This is a genomic window from Streptomyces sp. NPDC050535 (genome assembly GCF_044457665.1).
Taxonomy (GTDB): Bacteria; Actinomycetota; Actinomycetes; order Streptomycetales; family Streptomycetaceae; genus Streptomyces.
In genome coordinates, this window is the sequence record NZ_JBITHE010000013.1 from 25,840 (window position 1) to 42,389 (window position 16,550).

General features: G+C 70.6%; 17 protein-coding genes. 8 read left to right on the top strand and 9 right to left on the bottom strand.

Annotated features, from left to right (window positions below):
* Window positions 1-67 precede the first annotated feature (67 nt).
* From afsQ1 to ACIBLC_RS26680, 5 genes are all read left to right on the top strand, one after another.
* On the top strand, window positions 68-745 hold the full coding sequence (gene afsQ1 / locus ACIBLC_RS26660) for a two-component system response regulator AfsQ1 (RefSeq protein ID WP_037625670.1): 678 nt from the start codon (window positions 68-70) through the stop codon (window positions 743-745).
* On the top strand, window positions 742-2,313 hold the full coding sequence (locus ACIBLC_RS26665; RefSeq protein WP_399213724.1) for an ATP-binding protein: 1,572 nt from the start codon (window positions 742-744) through the stop codon (window positions 2,311-2,313). The genes afsQ1 and ACIBLC_RS26665 overlap by 4 nt, the downstream gene beginning before the upstream one ends.
* Window positions 2,310-2,924, top strand: a complete 615-nt coding sequence (locus ACIBLC_RS26670; protein WP_399213725.1) for a hypothetical protein — start codon at window positions 2,310-2,312, stop codon at window positions 2,922-2,924. Before ACIBLC_RS26665 ends, ACIBLC_RS26670 begins: the two co-directional genes overlap by 4 nt.
* 136 nt (window positions 2,925-3,060) lie before the next feature.
* Complete coding sequence (locus ACIBLC_RS26675; RefSeq protein WP_399213726.1) at window positions 3,061-3,612, top strand: VanZ family protein; 552 nt, start codon at window positions 3,061-3,063, stop codon at window positions 3,610-3,612.
* 141 nt (window positions 3,613-3,753) lie between these two features.
* Window positions 3,754-3,957 carry a PspC domain-containing protein gene (locus tag ACIBLC_RS26680; RefSeq protein WP_399213727.1) on the top strand — a complete coding sequence of 68 codons (204 nt, stop codon included), beginning with the start codon at window positions 3,754-3,756 and terminating at the stop codon, window positions 3,955-3,957.
* 80 nt (window positions 3,958-4,037) lie between these two features.
* Here the strand turns inward: ACIBLC_RS26680 and ACIBLC_RS26685 are convergent, their stop codons facing one another.
* Both ACIBLC_RS26685 and ACIBLC_RS26690 read right to left on the bottom strand, forming a co-directional pair.
* Complete coding sequence (locus tag ACIBLC_RS26685) at window positions 4,038-4,391, bottom strand: ATP-binding protein (RefSeq protein ID WP_399213728.1); 354 nt, start codon at window positions 4,389-4,391, stop codon at window positions 4,038-4,040.
* Window positions 4,392-4,533: 142 nt separating this feature from the next.
* On the bottom strand, window positions 4,534-5,688 hold the full coding sequence (locus tag ACIBLC_RS26690) for an adenosine deaminase (protein WP_399213730.1): 1,155 nt from the start codon (window positions 5,686-5,688) through the stop codon (window positions 4,534-4,536).
* Between the two features lie 113 nt (window positions 5,689-5,801).
* On the opposite strand from ACIBLC_RS26690, the gene ACIBLC_RS26695 reads away from it, so the two are divergent.
* Window positions 5,802-6,563, top strand: coding sequence for an alpha/beta hydrolase (locus tag ACIBLC_RS26695; RefSeq protein ID WP_399213731.1), 762 nt, complete (start codon window positions 5,802-5,804; stop codon window positions 6,561-6,563).
* A gap of 39 nt (window positions 6,564-6,602) precedes the next feature.
* Here ACIBLC_RS26695 and ACIBLC_RS26700 read toward each other — a convergent pair whose 3' ends face one another.
* On the bottom strand, window positions 6,603-7,562 hold the full coding sequence (locus ACIBLC_RS26700; protein WP_399213913.1) for a LysR substrate-binding domain-containing protein: 960 nt from the start codon (window positions 7,560-7,562) through the stop codon (window positions 6,603-6,605).
* A gap of 65 nt (window positions 7,563-7,627) precedes the next feature.
* On the opposite strand from ACIBLC_RS26700, the gene ACIBLC_RS26705 reads away from it, so the two are divergent.
* Together ACIBLC_RS26705 and ACIBLC_RS26710 are read left to right on the top strand one after the other, a co-directional pair.
* Entirely contained in the window at window positions 7,628-8,941 is a 1,314-nt protein-coding gene (locus ACIBLC_RS26705; protein WP_399213732.1) for an MFS transporter, read from the top strand.
* Between the two features lie 320 nt (window positions 8,942-9,261).
* Entirely contained in the window at window positions 9,262-10,269 is a 1,008-nt protein-coding gene (locus ACIBLC_RS26710) for a sigma-70 family RNA polymerase sigma factor (RefSeq protein ID WP_399213733.1), read from the top strand.
* Here ACIBLC_RS26710 and ACIBLC_RS26715 read toward each other — a convergent pair.
* From ACIBLC_RS26715 to ACIBLC_RS26740, 6 genes are all read right to left on the bottom strand, one after another.
* Entirely contained in the window at window positions 10,162-10,548 is a 387-nt protein-coding gene (locus ACIBLC_RS26715) for an STAS domain-containing protein (RefSeq protein ID WP_399213735.1), read from the bottom strand. The genes ACIBLC_RS26710 and ACIBLC_RS26715 overlap by 108 nt on opposite strands.
* 80 nt (window positions 10,549-10,628) lie before the next feature.
* On the bottom strand, window positions 10,629-11,912 hold the full coding sequence (locus ACIBLC_RS26720) for a thymidine phosphorylase (RefSeq protein ID WP_399213914.1): 1,284 nt from the start codon (window positions 11,910-11,912) through the stop codon (window positions 10,629-10,631).
* A gap of 90 nt (window positions 11,913-12,002) precedes the next feature.
* Window positions 12,003-12,398, bottom strand: a complete 396-nt coding sequence (locus ACIBLC_RS26725) for a cytidine deaminase (protein ID WP_399213736.1) — start codon at window positions 12,396-12,398, stop codon at window positions 12,003-12,005.
* Complete coding sequence (locus ACIBLC_RS26730; protein WP_399213737.1) at window positions 12,395-13,660, bottom strand: ABC transporter permease; 1,266 nt, start codon at window positions 13,658-13,660, stop codon at window positions 12,395-12,397. Before ACIBLC_RS26730 ends, ACIBLC_RS26725 begins: the two co-directional genes overlap by 4 nt.
* Window positions 13,657-14,787: an ABC transporter permease gene (locus ACIBLC_RS26735; protein ID WP_383682706.1), complete on the bottom strand. Its 1,131-nt coding sequence runs from the start codon at window positions 14,785-14,787 to the stop codon at window positions 13,657-13,659. Before ACIBLC_RS26735 ends, ACIBLC_RS26730 begins: the two co-directional genes overlap by 4 nt.
* Window positions 14,787-16,418, bottom strand: coding sequence for an ABC transporter ATP-binding protein (locus tag ACIBLC_RS26740; RefSeq protein WP_399213738.1), 1,632 nt, complete (start codon window positions 16,416-16,418; stop codon window positions 14,787-14,789). The genes ACIBLC_RS26735 and ACIBLC_RS26740 overlap by 1 nt, the downstream gene beginning before the upstream one ends.
* Window positions 16,419-16,550 lie beyond the last annotated feature (132 nt).

Genomic DNA, 16,550 nt, shown 5'->3' on the forward strand with positions numbered 1-16,550 from the left:
GGAGTCCTCCCGAACGAAGTTCGGGGGAGGTCGATACACCACCGTTCGATGGGCCAGAATGACGTCCGTGCCTTCCCTGTTGCTGATCGAAGACGACGACGCCATTCGCACGGCCCTGGAGCTGTCGCTGACCCGCCAGGGGCACCGTGTCGCCACCGCTGCCACCGGCGAGGACGGTCTGAAGCTGCTGCGTGAGCAGCGGCCCGACCTGATCGTGCTGGACGTGATGCTGCCGGGCATCGACGGATTCGAGGTGTGCCGACGCATCCGGCGCACAGACCAGTTGCCGATCATCCTGCTGACCGCGCGCAGCGACGACATCGACGTCGTGGTGGGGCTGGAGTCCGGCGCCGACGACTATGTGGTCAAGCCCGTGCAGGGCCGGGTGCTCGACGCCCGGATCCGTGCCGTGCTGCGCCGCGGCGAGCGCGAGGCGAACGACTCGGCGTCCTTCGGCTCCCTCGTCATCGACCGTGCCGCCATGACGGTCACCAAGAACGGCGAGGACCTGCAACTGACGCCCACCGAGCTGCGGTTGCTCCTGGAGCTGAGCCGCAGGCCCGGACAGGCCTTGTCCCGGCAGCAGTTGCTGCGGCTGGTGTGGGAGCACGACTACCTCGGTGACTCACGTCTCGTCGACGCGTGCGTGCAGCGGCTGCGCGCCAAGGTCGAGGACGTGCCCTCCTCCCCCACGCTCATCCGTACCGTCCGGGGAGTCGGCTACCGGCTGGACAATCCTCAGTGACCAAACCGCAGGACAAGCTCCGCGGCTGGGCCGCGGCGCGCAAGGCGATCATGTCCGGGCTGCGCTTCACCAGTCTGCGGCTGCGTCTGGTGGTGGTGTTCGGACTCGTCGCGCTGACGGCCGCCGTGTCGGCGTCGGGCATCGCGTACTGGCTCAACCGCGAGGCGGTGCTGACCCGTACGCAGGACGCGGTGCTGCGCGACTTCCAGCAGGAGATGAACAACCGCGCGAGCATGCTCCCGGTGAACCCGGCGCAGGCCGAACTCCAGCGCACGGCGGGGCAGATGTCGGCCAGCAGCCAGCGCTTCAGCGTGCTCCTGGTCGCCGAGGACGCCGACGGCAGGCGGATCACCGGCAACTCCGCACTGGACACCTTCACCCTGGAGGACGTACCCAAGTCCCTCCAGAAGGCGGTGAACAAGAAGCAGTCGCTCTCCTCGAACAACAAGTCCGCCTACCACCTGTACTGGCAGCGCGTCTCCGACGACGACAAGCCGTATCTGGTGGGCGGCGCGAAGGTGATCGGCGGCACCACGACCGGTTACCTGCTCAAGTCCCTCGAACCCGAGGCGAAGGATCTCAACTCCCTGGCCTGGTCCCTGGGTATCGCGACCGGTCTGGCCCTGATCGGCTCGGCGCTGCTGGCGCAGGCCGCCGCTACCACGGTCCTCAAGCCGGTCCACCGCCTGGGCATCGCGGCCCGCCGCCTGGGCGAGGGCAAGCTCGACACCCGTCTGCGGGTCTCCGGTACGGACGAACTCGCCGACCTCTCCCGGACGTTCAACCACACCGCGGAGGCCCTCGAGAAACGCGTGGCCGACATGAGCGCCCGCGACGAGGCCTCCCGCCGCTTCGTGGCGGACATGTCCCATGAACTCCGTACGCCGCTCACCGCGATCACCGCCGTGACGGAGATCCTGGAAGAGGAACTGGACGCGGAGACCGGCAGCGTCGACCCGATGATCGAGCCGGCCGTACGGCTCGTCGTCAGCGAGACCCGCCGGCTGAACGACCTGGTCGAGAACCTCATGGAGGTCACCCGTTTCGACGCGGGCACCGCCCGGCTCGTCGTGGACGACGTGGACATCGCCGACCTGATCACCTCGTGCATCGACGCGCGCGCCTGGCTGGACGCGGTGGACCTGGACGCCGAGCGCGGCGTGATGGTGCGTCTGGACCCGCGCCGCCTGGACGTGATCCTGGCGAACCTGATCGGCAACGCGCTCAAGCACGGCGGCTCGCCGGTCCGGGTCTCGGTGCGCGTCGAGGCCGACGCCCTGCTGATCGAGGTCCAGGACCACGGTCCGGGCATCCCCGAGGACGTACTGCCGCACGTCTTCGACCGCTTCTACAAGGCGAGCGCGTCCCGCCCCCGTTCGGAGGGCAGCGGACTGGGGCTGTCCATCGCCCTGGAGAACGCGCACATCCACGGCGGCGGGATCACCGCGGCGAACGCCCCCGAGGGCGGCGCGGTCTTCACGCTCCGCCTCCCGCAGGACGCGCCGGTACTGCTCGACGACGACCCGGACGACGAGGACGGGAACGGCACGGAGGCGACCGCCGGATGACGACCGTACGACGCCGGTCCGTCCGCCCCTGGGCGGCCCTCGGTCTGCTGGCCGCGCTGCTCGCGGGCTGCGGCATCCGCCCCACCCAGGTGCCCACGGACTTCGGCCCCGCGCCGTCCCGGGTCCCGTGCGCCCTGTCGGGCGACATCTCCACGCAGACCTCCGGGGGCGTCCCGGTCCAGGTCTTCCTGCTCTGTTCCGCGCAGCTCGTCACGGTCGACCGGTCCGTCGCCATCCCGGCCGGTACGGCGGAGGAGGCGCGGCGTGTCCTGGTGGCCCAGGGGCTGCTGGACGAGCTCGCCGAGACGCCGTCCGCGGCCGAGCGGCAGGCGGGCTACGCCTCGGACGTACGCGGCGGCATGACGGTGAGCGGCCCCGAGGCCAGGGACCCCGAGGACACCCTCCGGCTGAGCACCCCGCCGGACGACCTCACCCGGTTCGCCCTCGCCCAGATCGTCTGCACCTTCGCCGACTCCGCGGCGGCCCAGGACGACGGCTCTGTCATCCTCGGCGGCCCGGAAACCAGCCAGCTCCGGCGCTACGAGTGCACCGGCGACGTCCGCTCGAGCCCGGGCACGCAGTCGCCGCCCTCGACGACGGTGGAGAACTGAGTCCCGGGGAGTCCGAAGGCGCCGCCGCGTCCCGGGGAGTCCCAGGACCCGGCGAACGCGTGTGTGGCGTATGCCTCAGCCCCAACCTCCCCACCAAGGCGGAACCGATCGCGCCGCGCCTCGCGTCTTGGGGAGCGTGCAGCGTGAAGGTTCAGGCGGCGGCAGTGCCGCGATCCGCGTCCGTGTGGCAGGAGGTGTCCTCCTCGTCGCACATCTCGTCCTCGTCGCCTGGATCACGCTGCGTCCCCTGGACGTGCCCTGGGTGAGCGCCGCCAACCTGCGGCCCTTCGCCGGTATCAGGGCGGATCTCGCGCTGAGCCCACGGGAGGCGGTCTGCCGGATCGGCGAGGGTCTGGCGCTGCTGGCCCCGCTGGGTGTCCTGCTCCCGCTGGCCGGCGGCAAGCTCGCCGGCTCGCCGCTCGGCTCCCTCGTCCGGACGGTCGCCGCCGGTGCCCTGCTGTCCCTGGGCATCGAGCTCCTGCAGACCGGGGTGCCCGGTCAGGTGGTGGACGTCGACTCGCTGCTGCTCAACACGGCCGGTGTCGCCCTGGCCCACCTCGCGGTCGTACCCGCCGTCCGGTCCGGTCTACGCCGCCGGGAGCAGAGGCGACGACGCGCCGTGCTCCAACGGGAGGACATGGCTCAGGGGCGGACCCCGACGATTCCCAGGGTCCGGATCGCACCGTAGAGCGACGCGTCGCGGGCTTCGCCTCCGTAGCTTTGTAGGCACAGGGTCACTCGGCCACAGAGTCACTCGGCCTCAGAGCAACAGAGTCCCAGCCGCCACGGCGAACAGGTCGCCTGGCCCCCGGTTCGCGAAGGAGATCCGATGAGCGCCATTGCCCGCCCGACCAACAACCGCATGATCGGCGGAGTGTGCGCAGCGCTGGCACAGCGCTTCGGCACCTCCGCGACCACGATGCGCGTGATCTTCGTCGTGTCGTGTCTGCTGCCCGGCCCGCAGTTCCTGCTCTACATCGCGCTGTGGTTCCTGTTCCCCTCGGAGGACAAGGCCCGCGCCACGTCCTGGTAGTCACCCGCCCGCACGGCGAAACGCCGGTGGGGCGCACCCTGATCGGGTGCGCCCCACCGGCGTTCGTCTGTGCGGCTGCCTCAGCCGAGCGGCACGCCGTTCACCGGCAGGCCGTGGGTGGGCAGACCCTGCAGCGGCAGTCCGCCGAGCAGCCCGGCCACCGGCGCGGTCGGACCGTCGGCGAGGACGCGGGCGGCGGCCGGCCCAGCGGCGGCCACACCGGCGCCGAGCGCGCCCTGTCCCTGGGTGAGCGCCTCGCCCGCACCGGGGAGCGCCTTGGCCACGTTCTCCGCGGGCAGCGTCGAGGTGACGGTGTCCAGGGCCGAGGAGAGGTCCGGAACGGCCGGAGCGGCATTCGCGGCACCCGCGCCCGCGGCGGCGAAAGCGGCACCGAGAGCGGCGACGCCGAGGGTCTTGGCAGCAGACTGCTTCATCTTGAATGCGTCCTTGGATACGTGAGACAGGGATGTGAGCGGTCCAAGACCGTAAACACGCGAAGCGGCCTTCCGCAAACATCGAGAAACGGCCGAGTCATGGAGAACCAGTGAAGACCCGACCGCTTCCCGTCCCGTCCGGTCAGCTCTCGTCCTCCACAGAACCGCTGGTGGAAGCGGTCTGCTGGAACAGCCATGCGGACTTCAGTTCGGCGTAGCCGGGCTTGATCACGTCATTGATCATGGCCAGTCGTTCATCGAAAGGAATGAATGCTGACTTCATAGCATTGACAGAGAACCACTGCATGTCGTCGAGCGAATAACCGAACGCATCGACAAGGTGCTCGAATTCCCGGCTCATACTGGTACCGGACATGAGCCGATTATCGGTATTGACCGTGGCCCGGAAATGCAGCCGCCGCAGCAGCCCGATCGGATGGGCGGCGTACGAGTCGGCGGCACCGGTCTGCAGGTTGGAGCTGGGGCACAGCTCAAGGGGGATGCGCTTGTCGCGTACGTACGAGGCGAGCCGTCCGAGCTGTACGGAGCCGTCCTCCTGGACCTTGATGTCGTCGATGATCCGCACCCCGTGCCCGAGCCGGTCGGCGCCGCACCACTGGAGCGCCTGCCAGATCGAGGGCAGCCCGAAGGCCTCTCCGGCGTGGATGGTGAAGTGGTTGTTCTCGCGCTTGAGGTACTCGAAGGCGTCGAGGTGCCGGGTGGGCGGGAACCCGGCCTCGGCACCGGCGATGTCGAAGCCGACGACGCCCAGGTCCCGGTAACGGTTGGCGAGTTCGGCGATCTCCAGCGCGCGGGCGGCGTGCCGCATGGCGGTGAGCAGGGCGCCGACGCGGATGCGGTGGCCGTTCTCGCGGGCCCGCCGCTCGCCCTCCCGGAAGCCCTCGTTGACCGCCTCGACGACCTCCTCGAGGCTGAGTCCGGCCTCCAGGTGCTGCTCGGGCGCATAACGCACCTCGGCGTACACGACGCCGTCCTCGGCCAGGTCCTCGGCGCACTCGGCCGCGACCCGGACGAGCGCATCGCGGGTCTGCATGACGGCGCAGGTGTGGGCGAAGGTCTCCAGATACCGCTCCAGGGAACCGGAGTCGGCGGCCTCGCGGAACCAGACCCCGAGCTTGTCGGGGTCGCTCTCGGGGAGACCGGAATAGCCCGTGTCACGGGCGAGTTCGACGATCGTCCCGGGGCGCAGACCCCCGTCGAGATGATCGTGCAGCAGGACCTTGGGCGCCCGGCGGATCTGCTCCGAGCTCGGGGTGTTCCGGATCTGGCTCGTCATTTCCGCACTCTAGCCCCTACGCGCGTAGATCTCTCGCCGGGCAGAACCGTCGATACGTAACGGTGACCCTGCGGACGGGTCGCGTACACCGCCGCTTCTGAGACTGTTCTGTCATGGCACACCAAGCGACGCCGGTTCGCAGGGCACGGCTGGGGAGGGCGCTCGGCTCGGAGCCGACGTCGGTCAGCGGGGTCGTCCTGCTGCTCCCCGGCGGCGAGGAGATCTCCGCCCGCAGACCGTCCTCGATGTGGGCGGCCGCCTCCGTCCACGCGCTGGGGCGTCGCCTGACGCGCGCCGGCCGCACGGAGGGCCTGGTCACGCATGTCGTGCACTACCGGGTCCGGGGCTGGAACGGCAGCGAGGCGGAACTGGCGGCGGACGCGGCCTGGGGCGCCGACGAGGTCGTACGCCGGTACGGAGACGTCCCCGTGTGCCTGGCCGGCGTCGACATGGGCGGGCGCGCGGCGCTGCGCGCGGGCGGTCACGCCGCCGTCAACTCCGTGCTCGCGCTGGCCCCTTGGCTGCCCGAGGAGGATGTGGCGGCGCCACCCGAACCGGTGAAACAGCTCGCCGGGCGGCGCGTGCTGATCGTGCACGGCACGAACGACGAGCGCACCGACCCGGAGTTGTCCTTCCGTCTCGCGGCGCGCGCGAAGAAGGCCAACCGCGACATCTGCCGCTTCGAGGTCCACTCCGACGGGCACGCGCTGCAACAGCACCGCGGTGAAGTCCTGGCCCTCGCCGAGGACTTCGTCCTGGGCTCACTGTTCGGCCGCTCCTTCTCCCGCCCGGTCGAGGACGCGTTCGCCGCGCCGCCGCCACTGGGACTGCGGATGCCGCTGGCGGCGGGCTTCGGGCAGTCACTGCGGCGGTAGGCGCCGGCTTCCGCCGCGTACGACACCTACCGACAGGGTTCAGTCGGGCAGCAGATGACCCCGCCGTGACAGCAGGAACCTCTTGAAGGCGGCGACGGGCGGGGTGTCCGGGTGGCCGTCGAGCCAGGCGACGCCGATCTCGCGCACCGCGCGCGGGGCGGTGACCGTCAGCTCGACAACTCCCGGGCGGGCGAAGGCCGGTGGCGGCAACAGGGCGACCCCGAGGCCGGCGGCGACGAGTCCGCGCAGCGTCTCCGCCTCCTCGCCCTCGAAGGCGACCCGCGGCTTGAAGCCCGCCTCCCCGCAGACGGCGTCGGTGATACGGCGCAGGCCGTAGCCGGGTTCGAGGGTCACGAAGGTCTCGTCGGCGGCCTCGGCGAGCCGGATCCGCTTGCGGGCGGCGAGGCGGTGGTCGGCGGGGACGACCAGCCGGAGCTTCTGCTCGTCGAGGCGGCGGGCCACCAGGTCGGGCGCGTCCGGCACCGGTGAGGTGAGGCAGAGGTCGAGCTCTCCGGAGCGCAGCCGCTCCAGCATCGCCTCGCCGTAGGTCTGGACGAGGCTGAAGCGGACCCGGGGGTGGTCGGCGCGGAAGGCGCGGATGAGCTCGGGGACCGTCTCCGAGCCCATCGTGTGCAGGAAGCCGAAGGCGACCTTCCCGGTGGCCGGGTCGGCGTCCGCGCGCACCTCGTCGGCGGCACGCTCGATCTCGCCGAGGGCACGTTCGACGGAGCCGAGGAACGTACGGCCGGCCGGGGTGAGCGAGACCGTCCGTCCCCTTCTCGCGAACAGGTCGACGCCCAGGTCCTTTTCGAGCCGGACCATGGCCCGCGAGAGCGTCGACTGCGGTACGCCCATCTCCTGCGCGGCGCGTGTGACGTGCTCGGTGCGGGCCACTCCGGCGAAGTACGCGAGGCGCGGGGCGAGCAGTCTCGCCATGTCCGCGTTGTCTTCTGTGTCACTGGACGGTGACAGGTGCGCTTCTGACCTCTGCTCATGCATCACGGGAACGATTATGGCGTTTTCGTGCATTGGACGGATGAGCGGCGGGACTTTAGCTTCGAAGCATGCCTTCCGCCAGTACCGGGGCGTCCACCACCCTGGACGCCTCCTCGTCCGTCCCCGCTCCCGCCGCCGCTCCTTCCACCCCCGCTCCCGACGCCCCCGACTCCCGTCTGGCGCCGGGCGGACCCGGCTACCGCCGGATGAGCTTCGCCCTCTTCCTCGCCGGCGTCGCGACCTTCGCGCTCCTCTACTCCACGCAGGCCCTCCTCCCCCTCATCTCGGACGACTTCACGGTGAGCGCGAGCCAGGCGAGCTGGACGGTGTCGGCCGCGACCGGTGCGCTGGCGCTCTTCGTGCTGCCGATGAGCGCGCTGTCGGAGCGGTTCGGGCGGCGTACGTTGATGACGGCGTCGCTGGTGGTGGCCGTGGCGGTCGGACTCCTGGTCCCCTTCGCCCCGTCGATCGGCACGCTGATCGCGCTGCGGGCCGTGCAGGGTGCGGCCCTCGCGGGTCTGCCTGCGTCGGCGACCGCGTATCTGGCCGAGGAGGTCCGGCCCAAGGCGCTGATCACCGCGATCGGTCTGTTCGTCGCGGGCAACAGCGTCGGCGGCATGAGCGGCCGGGTCATCACCGGCTGGATCGCGCAGGAGTGGGGCTGGCGGGTCGCCGTCGGAGTGATCGGTCTGCTCGCGGTGGCGTGCGCGGTCGCCTTCCGCCTGCTGCTGCCCGCTCCGCGGCACTTCGTGACCGGGTCGCTGCGGCCCCGCGTGCTGGCACACACGGTCCGTGACCACCTCTCGAACCCGCTGCTGCGCCGGCTGTACGCGATCGGCGCGCTGTTCATGATGGTCTTCGGCGGGGTCTACACGGTGATCGGGTACCGCCTCACCGACGCGCCCTTCTCGCTCCCCCAGGGCATCATCGGCTCGATCTTCCTGGTGTACCTGGTCGGTACGGTGTCGGCGTCGACGGCGGGGAAGCTGGTCGCCCGTCTCGGCCGCCGGGGTGCCCTCTACCTGGCGGGCGGTACGACGACCGCGGGTCTTCTGCTCTCCCTGGCCGATGTCCTCCCCCTGATCCTGCTCGGTCTGGTGCTGATCACCGCGGGGTTCTTCGCGGGGCACGCGGTGGCCTCGTCGTCGGTGAGCCACACGGCGACCTCCGGGCGGGCCCAGGCCTCCGCGCTCTACCAGTCCGCCTACTACGTCGGCTCCAGCGCGGGCAGCACGCTCGGCGCGGTGGCATACCACTCCGGCGGCTGGGCGGGCACGGTCTCCCTCGGCCTCCTCGCCGTCCTCGGCGTCGTCGCGATCACGGTGCTTGGCTCCCACGCGGCCCGCGTACAGGCCCGGCGGAGGCCGGCGCTGGCACGGTAGAGGCCTTCCTCGCCCCCGCCGCCCCTTCCCGTCCCGTCACTCGAGGGCTCCGCCCCCGAACCCCCGCTCCTCAAACGCCGGAGGGGCTATCCACTAGCCCGTCCGGCGTTTGAGGACGAGCGCGAAGCGCGACAGGGGGGTCTGGGGGCGCAGCCCCCAGGAACGGGACGGGAAGGGGCGGAGGGGGCGACAAAAAGCTGACCGCGCCCCCATCTGACCTGCGCCTTTCCCCACTCCCCAGGCCATTGTCAGTGGGCTGCGGTAGCTTCCGAGGTACGTCGCGAAGGCGCGGCGGAAACGGCCACAGGGGTGGGTTGGCTATGAGCGACGGCACAGCGACGACGACGGACCTGGACGTCCGCCTGGAGAAACACCGAACCGAGCTGACCGGGTACTGCTACCGGATGCTCGGCTCCTCCTTCGAGGCGGAGGACGCGGTCCAGGACACGATGGTCCGCGCCTGGCGCAGCTACGACAAGTTCGAGGGCCGCTCCTCGATGCGTTCCTGGCTCTACCGGATCGCGACGAACGTATGCCTGGACATGCTGAACGCGGGCAACAAAAGGGCGCGCCCCATGGACCTGACGGCACCCTCACCACTGGCACAGGCCGCCCTCAACCCGCTCCCGGACCACACCTGGCTGGAGCCGATGCCCAGCGCCCGCGTCCTGCCGGAGACCACCGACCCGGCCGAGGCGGCGGTGGCGAAGGAGTCGGTGCGGCTCGCCTTCATGGCCGCCCTGCAACAGCTGCCGCCCAAACAGCGCGCGGTGCTGATCCTGCGCGAGGTCCTCGCGTGGAAGGCCGCCGAGGTCGCCGAGCTGCTCGGCACGACGGTCGCGTCGGTGAACAGCGCGCTCCAGCGGGCCCGTGCGACCCTCGCGGAGAGCGAGGGGGCCGGGGCGGACGCCGCCACCTCCGACCCGCTCGACGAGGAGCAGCAGAAGCTCCTGGAGCGCTATGTCGCCGCCTTCGAGGGGTACGACATGACGGCGCTGACGGCGCTGCTCCACGAGGACGCGATCATGACGATGCCGCCGTTCGACCTGTGGCTGGTCGGCACGGAGGACATCACCGGTTTCATGACGACCCTGGGCGCCGGCTGCGCGAACTCGCGCCTGGTGCCGGTGGAGGTCAACGGCCTCCCGGGCTTCGCCCACTACAAGCCGGATCCGGAGAAGGGCGGCTTCTCGCCCTGGGCCGTGCAGGTGCTGGAGATCTCAAAGGGCCGGATCACCGGGTTCCACTGCTTCCTGGACACCCCCCGCTGGTTCCCGCTCTTCGGGCTGCCCCTCCATCTCGAAGCGGAGGCCGACCAGGTCGAGTAGGGCGCGCAGGGACGGGGCCGGGTTCCGCAGGCGTACCCGTCCCCCCGCCCGCCGCGCGGCGAGTTCCAGCCTGGCCAGCGCGTCCACGGCCCCCAGCCCGGGCGGCCCGAGCCCCGCGACGTCGCACACCACGACCCCGCCCCCGGACGCCTCCAGCCGCACCCGCACGTCATCACACAGCCCCGGCAGCTCGTCGCGAGTGACGGGCCGCGGCAGCACGAGTACGGCGGGTGTATTGGCATCCACGGTGAGTAGACCCTCGGGAGGCGCGGAACTCATCGGGGTGCCCGGAATCCGCGCCGGACGGGCGGCACCCCCGCAGGGGGTACCGCCCGCCGGTTCCGCGAGGAAACGCCTGCTCAGGCGATGCGCTCCAGCACCACGGGCGTCGCCTTGAAGTCGGTGCCCGGTGCCGCGACGTCGTAGGAGCCCTCGACCGACCGGAGTGCGTACTCGAAGCGCTCCGGGGTGTCCGTGTGGAGGGTCAGCAGAGGCTGGCCCGCGGTGACGGTGTCGCCCGGCTTGGCGTGGAGTTCGACGCCCGCTCCGGCCTGGACCGGGTCCTCCTTGCGGGCGCGGCCGGCGCCCAGGCGCCAGGCGGCGATGCCGATGTCGTACGCGTCGAGGCGGGTCAGGACACCGGAGGAGGGGGCCGTCACCACGTGCTGCTCGCGTGCGACGGGCAGCGCGGCGTCCGGGTCACCGCCCTGCGCGGCGATCATGCGGCGCCAGACGTCCATCGCGGAGCCGTCGGCCAGTGCCTTCGCCGGGTCGGCGTTCCTGACGCCAGCCGCGTCGAGCATCTCGCGGGCCAGCGCGATGGTGAGGTCGACGACGTCCGAGGGGCCGCCGCCCGCGAGGACCTCCACCGACTCGCGGACCTCGAGGGCGTTGCCCGCCGTCAGGCCCAGCGGCGTCGACATGTCCGTGAGCAGCGCGACCGTCTTCACCCCGTGGTCGGTGCCGAGGCCGACCATCGTGGAGGCGAGTTCACGCGCGTCCTCGATCGTCTTCATGAAGGCGCCGGTGCCGACCTTCACGTCCAGGACCAGCGAGCCCGTGCCCTCGGCGATCTTCTTCGACATGATCGAGGAGGCGATCAGCGGGATCGCCTCGACCGTGCCGGTGACGTCCCGGAGGGCGTACAGCTTCTTGTCGGCGGGGGCCAGACCGTCGCCCGCCGCACAGATCACGGCGCCTACGCCGTCCAGTACGGAGAGCATCTCCTCGTTCGACAGCAGGGCGCGCCAGCCGGGGATCGACTCCAGCTTGTCCAGGGTGCCGCCGGTGTGGCCGAGGCCGCGCCCGGACAGCTGCGGGACCGCCGCGCCGCAGGCCGCCACCAGGGGCGCCAGCGGGAGCGTGATCTTGTCGCCGACGCCGCCGGTGGAGTGCTTGTCGGCGGTCGGGCGGGACAGCGCCGAGAAGTCCATCCGCTCGCCGGAGGCGATCATGGCGGCGGTCCAGCGGGCGATCTCGCGGCGGTCCATGCCGTTGAGCAGGATCGCCATGTTGAGGGCGGCCATCTGGTAGTCGGCGACCTCGCCTCGGGTGTACGCGTCGATGACCCAGTCGATCTGCTCGTCGCTGAGCTCACCGCGGTCCCGCTTGGTGCGGATGACGGAGACGGCATCCATCGACAACACAGTCATGGCTTTCCTTCCGAAAGGTGAACGGCCCCTCACCCGACCGGTCGATCAGTCGATCGGCCGGTCGCGAGGGGCCGCACGGAGTTACTTGGTGAGGTGCTCCGGCCCGAAGGCCTGCGGCAGCATCTCGGAGAGCGGCAGGATCCCGGCCGGGGTCTCCAGGACCAGATCAGGACCGCCGAACTCGAACAGCAGCTGACGGCAGCGCCCGCACGGGACGAGGATCTCGCCCCGCCCGTCGACGCAGGTGAAGTGCGTCAGCCGGCCGCCGCCGGTGTTGTGCAGCTCGGAGACAAGACCGCACTCGGCGCACAGCCCGATGCCGTACGAGGCGTTCTCCACGTTGCAGCCCGAGATGATCCGGCCGTCGTCCACCAGGGCGGCGACGCCGACCGGATACCCCGAGTACGGCGCGTACGCACGGGACATGGCCGCACGGGCCACCTCCCGCAGGGCGTCCCAGTCGACGGCGGCCGTCACTTGCCCTGCCCCTTGCGGTAGGGCAGACCGTCCGCCTTCGGCATCCGCAGGCGCTGCGCGGACAGCGCGAGCACGAGCAGCGTGATGACGTACGGCGTCGCGGAGACCACCTGGTTGGGGACCTCGTTGGTGAGGGCGTACCAGAGGAACACGAGCACGCCGATGACCAGGGTGATCACGGCGGGCACGTACTTCTTCCTGATCACCAGCCAGACCGCGCCGATGACCAGCAGGATGGCGGCGAGCAGCAGCAGCGCGTGGACGTTCTCGGAGCCGCCGCGCAGGTTGAGGCTGTCGGTGTAGCCGAACAGGCCCGCGCCGATGGCGAGTCCGCCCGGCATCCAGTTGCCGAAGATCATCGCGGCGAGACCGATGTAGCCGCGCCCGCTGGTCTGGCCCTCCAGGTAGAAGGGGTTGGCCACGATGGAGAGGAAGACGCCGCCGAGGCCGGCCAGTCCGCCGGAGATGATCACGGCGAGGTACTTGTACTTGTAGACGTTGACGCCGAGCGACTCGGCCGCGACCGGGTTCTCGCCGCAGGACCGCAGGCGCAGGCCGAAGGGCGTGCGCCAGAGGATCCACCAGGTGGCGGGGATCAGGGCGATGGCGATCAGGGTCAGCCAGGAGACGTTGGTGACCAGTCCGCCGAGCAGGCCCGCGATGTCCGAGAGGAAGAACCAGCCCTTGGAGTTGAGGGTGGTGAGCCAGTCGGACAGCCCTGGCACGGTGAAGTTGCCGAGCGAGTCGACCGGCGGGGACTGCTTGGCCGAACCGCCCTGGACGCCCTCGAAGGCCAGCGGGGCGAGGTAGCGGGTGGCGCCGAGGGCCAGGATGTTGATGGCCACACCGGAGACGATGTGGTTGACGTTGAAGGTGATGGTGACGATCGCGTGCAGCAGACCGCCGATGCAGCCGCCGATGATGCCGACGAGCACGCCGGTCCACGGGCCCCACTGGTAGCCGGCCCAGGCACCGAACCAGGTGCCGAGGATCATCATGCCTTCGAGGCCGATGTTGACGACGCCCGCGCGCTCGGCCCACAGACCGCCGAGACCGGCGAGACCGATCGGGACGGCCAGTTCGAGGGCGGTCGACATCTGGCTGACGTTGGTGATGCCGTCGGCGCCGGTGATGATGCGGACGATCGAGGTCAGCGCCAGGCCGCCCGCGATGACCAGCAGGAGGACGGGGAGCGACAGCCGGCGGCCGCTGGGGGCCTCTGTCTTCAGCGAGGGCTGGTTGACGTCGGTTGCGGTGGTCATCGGCCCGCCACCTCCTTCTGGGTGTTGTTGTCGGAGGAGGCGCCGAGGACGTGGCCGGCGGCCAGTTCCGCGCCGACGCGACGCTGCTGGCGGCGCAGACCCCACTCGCGTACGGCCTCGTAGCTGACGACGACCGAGAGCACGATCAGGCCCTGCATGATGACCGCGATCTCCTTGTCGTAGCCGTTGTAGTCGAGCTCCGGGGACGCCTTGTCCAGCCAGGCCCACAGCAGGGCCGCGAAGGCGATACCGGTGGGGCTGTTGCGGCCGAGGAGGGCGATGCCGATGCCCAGGAAGCCGATGCCGGTGGGGAAGTTCAGGCTGTACGTGTGCGAGTCGCCGAGCAGGATCGGCAGGCCCGCGAGGCCGGCCAGACCGCCGGAGACCAGCATGGCGGTGAGCACCATGCGCTTGGGGTTCACACCGCTGGCCGCGGCGGCGGTCTCCGAGGCACCGGAGGCACGCAGGTCGAAGCCGAAGCGGGTCCGGTTGAGGACGATCCAGTAGCCGATGCCGAGCAGCGCCGCGAGGACGACGAGCCCGTAGATCTCGCCCGCGTCACCCATGTCGAAGCCGGGCACCCAGCCGGACTTGTCCATCTCGCCGGTGGTGTTGTTGTTGCCGACCTTCACGCCGAAGACGCTGGGCAGCCAGAGGTAGGCGATGACGGAGGTCGCGATCGCGTTCAGCATGATCGTCGCGACGACCTCGCTGACCCCTCGGGTGACCTTGAGGACACCCGCGATGCCGGACCAGAACGCGCCGGTACAGACCGCGGTCAGGATCAGCAGCGGGACCTGGAGGACCGCGGGCAGCGCGACATGGGCGCCGACGACCGCGGCCATCATGGCGGCGAGCTGGTACTGGCCGTCCACACCGATGTTGAACAGGTTCATCCGGAAGCCGATGGCCACCGCGAGGGCCGCGATGTAGTACATCGAGGCCTGGTTGATGATCAGGACCTGGATGTCGGCGAACCCGGCCTGCTCGAACATGAGCGTGTAGGGCTCGATCGGGTTCTTCCCCGAGGCGATCAGCACGACCGAGGTCAGCGCCACGGCCACGACGAGCGCGATGACCGGTCCGGCCACCGCGAGGAGCAGGCGCTCCTTGTCGAACTTCTTCATCAGCGGGCCTCGTCTTCCGGGGCGTCCGGGGTCTGTGCCGTGGTCTCGGCTCGATCGGCGGCTTGCCGGGGTTCGGCTTGCCCGGCTTGCTCTTCGAGCTCCACCTGCTCGGCGAGCTCCTCGTTCTCCAGGTGTCCGGTGGCGGCGCCGGTCATCGCCGTGCCGAGCTCCTCCGGGGTGATGGTGGCCGGGTTGGCGTCCGCGACCAGCTTGCCGTTGTAGATCACCCGGAGGGTGTCGGACAGACCGATCAGCTCGTCCAGGTCGGCGGAGATCAGCAGGACGGCGAGACCCTCGCGACGGGCCTCCCGGATCTGGTCCCAGATCTGGGCCTGCGCGCCGACGTCCACACCGCGGGTGGGGTGGGCGGCGATCAGGAAGCGCGGCTTGGAGCTCATCTCCCGGCCGACGATCAGCTTCTGCTGGTTGCCGCCGGAGAGCGAGGCCGCCGTGACGTCGATGCCGGGGGTGCGGACGTCGTACTCCTCGACGATCCGGCGGGTGTCGGCCTGGGCGCCCTTGATGTCGAGCCAGACGCCCTTCGCGTTGGGCTTCTCGGTGACATGGCCGAGGATGCGGTTCTCCCAGAGGGGGGCCTCCAGGAGCAGGCCGTGACGGTGCCGGTCCTCGGGGATGTAGCCGATGCCCTGCTCGCGGCGCCTGCGGGTGGCCCAGGTGGTGATCTCCTCCTCGGCCAGCGTGATGGTGCCGGAGTCGGCGCCCTTGAGGCCGATCAGCGCGTCGATGAGCTCGGTCTGGCCGTTGCCCTCGACACCGGCGAGGCCCAGGACCTCGCCCGCGTGGATGGTGAAGGTGATGTCGTCGAGGAGTGCCTTGCCGCCGGGGGCGACCAGCCGCAGGTCGGTGACGGTGAGCACCGGGCGGTCGGTGACCGTCGACTCGGCCGTCTCCGGGGTGGGCAGTTCGCTGCCGACCATCAGCTCGGCGAGCTGGCGCGGGGTGGTCTCGGACGGGACGGCGGTGCCGACCGTCGTGCCGCGGCGGATGACGGTGATGTCGTCGGCCACGGAGAGGACCTCGCCCAGCTTGTGCGAGATGAAGATGACCGACAGGCCCTCGGCCTTGAGCTCGCGCAGGTTGGCGAAGAGCCCTTCGACCTCCTGCGGGACGAGGACCGCGGTGGGCTCGTCGAGGATGAGGATCCGGGCGCCGCGGTAGAGGACCTTGAGGATCTCCACGCGCTGCCGGTCGGCTACGCCGAGTTCCTCGACCAGGACGTCGGGGCGCACGCCGAGGCCGTACCTCGTCGAGAGCTCCAGGATCTTGCGGCGGGCCTTGCCGCCGATGCCGTACAGCTTCTCGCTGCCCAGGACGACGTTCTCCAGGACGGTGAGGTTGTCGGCGAGCATGAAGTGCTGGTGGACCATGCCGATGCCGCGGGCGATGGCGTCAGCGGGCGAGGAGAAGGTGACCTGGTCGCCTTCCACGGCGATGGTGCCCTCGTCCGGCTTCTGCATGCCGTAGAGGATCTTCATCAGCGTCGACTTGCCGGCGCCGTTCTCACCGACGAGGGCGTGGACCGTGCCCTTGCGGACGCTGAGGTGGATGTCGTGGTTGGCCACGACGCCCGGGAATCGCTTGGTGATCCCGGCGAGTTCGACTGCGGTCACCTGGCCGTTGACCGCGCCGGCCGGAGGGCTGCTGGACGCGTTGATGGCGCATCTCCTGAGGGAAGGGGGGTCGTCTACGCGCGTAGCGCCCCTACGGCAACTTGAGGGGCGGCGAGCCGCGAGAACGGGATA

Coding starts and splice junctions, on each gene's coding strand:
- ACIBLC_RS26670 (WP_399213725.1), top strand. CDS start 2,310: ATGACGACCGTACGACGCCGGTCCGTCCGCCCCTGGGCGGCCCTCGGT.
- ACIBLC_RS26680 (WP_399213727.1), top strand. CDS start 3,754: ATGAGCGCCATTGCCCGCCCGACCAACAACCGCATGATCGGCGGAGTG.
- ACIBLC_RS26685 (WP_399213728.1), bottom strand. CDS start 4,391: ATGAAGCAGTCTGCTGCCAAGACCCTCGGCGTCGCCGCTCTCGGTGCC.
- ACIBLC_RS26690 (WP_399213730.1), bottom strand. CDS start 5,688: ATGACGAGCCAGATCCGGAACACCCCGAGCTCGGAGCAGATCCGCCGG.
- ACIBLC_RS26695 (WP_399213731.1), top strand. CDS start 5,802: ATGGCACACCAAGCGACGCCGGTTCGCAGGGCACGGCTGGGGAGGGCG.
- ACIBLC_RS26700 (WP_399213913.1), bottom strand. CDS start 7,562: ATGCATGAGCAGAGGTCAGAAGCGCACCTGTCACCGTCCAGTGACACA.
- ACIBLC_RS26705 (WP_399213732.1), top strand. CDS start 7,628: ATGCCTTCCGCCAGTACCGGGGCGTCCACCACCCTGGACGCCTCCTCG.
- ACIBLC_RS26710 (WP_399213733.1), top strand. CDS start 9,262: ATGAGCGACGGCACAGCGACGACGACGGACCTGGACGTCCGCCTGGAG.
- ACIBLC_RS26715 (WP_399213735.1), bottom strand. CDS start 10,548: ATGAGTTCCGCGCCTCCCGAGGGTCTACTCACCGTGGATGCCAATACA.
- ACIBLC_RS26730 (WP_399213737.1), bottom strand. CDS start 13,660: ATGACCACCGCAACCGACGTCAACCAGCCCTCGCTGAAGACAGAGGCC.
- ACIBLC_RS26735 (WP_383682706.1), bottom strand. CDS start 14,787: ATGAAGAAGTTCGACAAGGAGCGCCTGCTCCTCGCGGTGGCCGGACCG.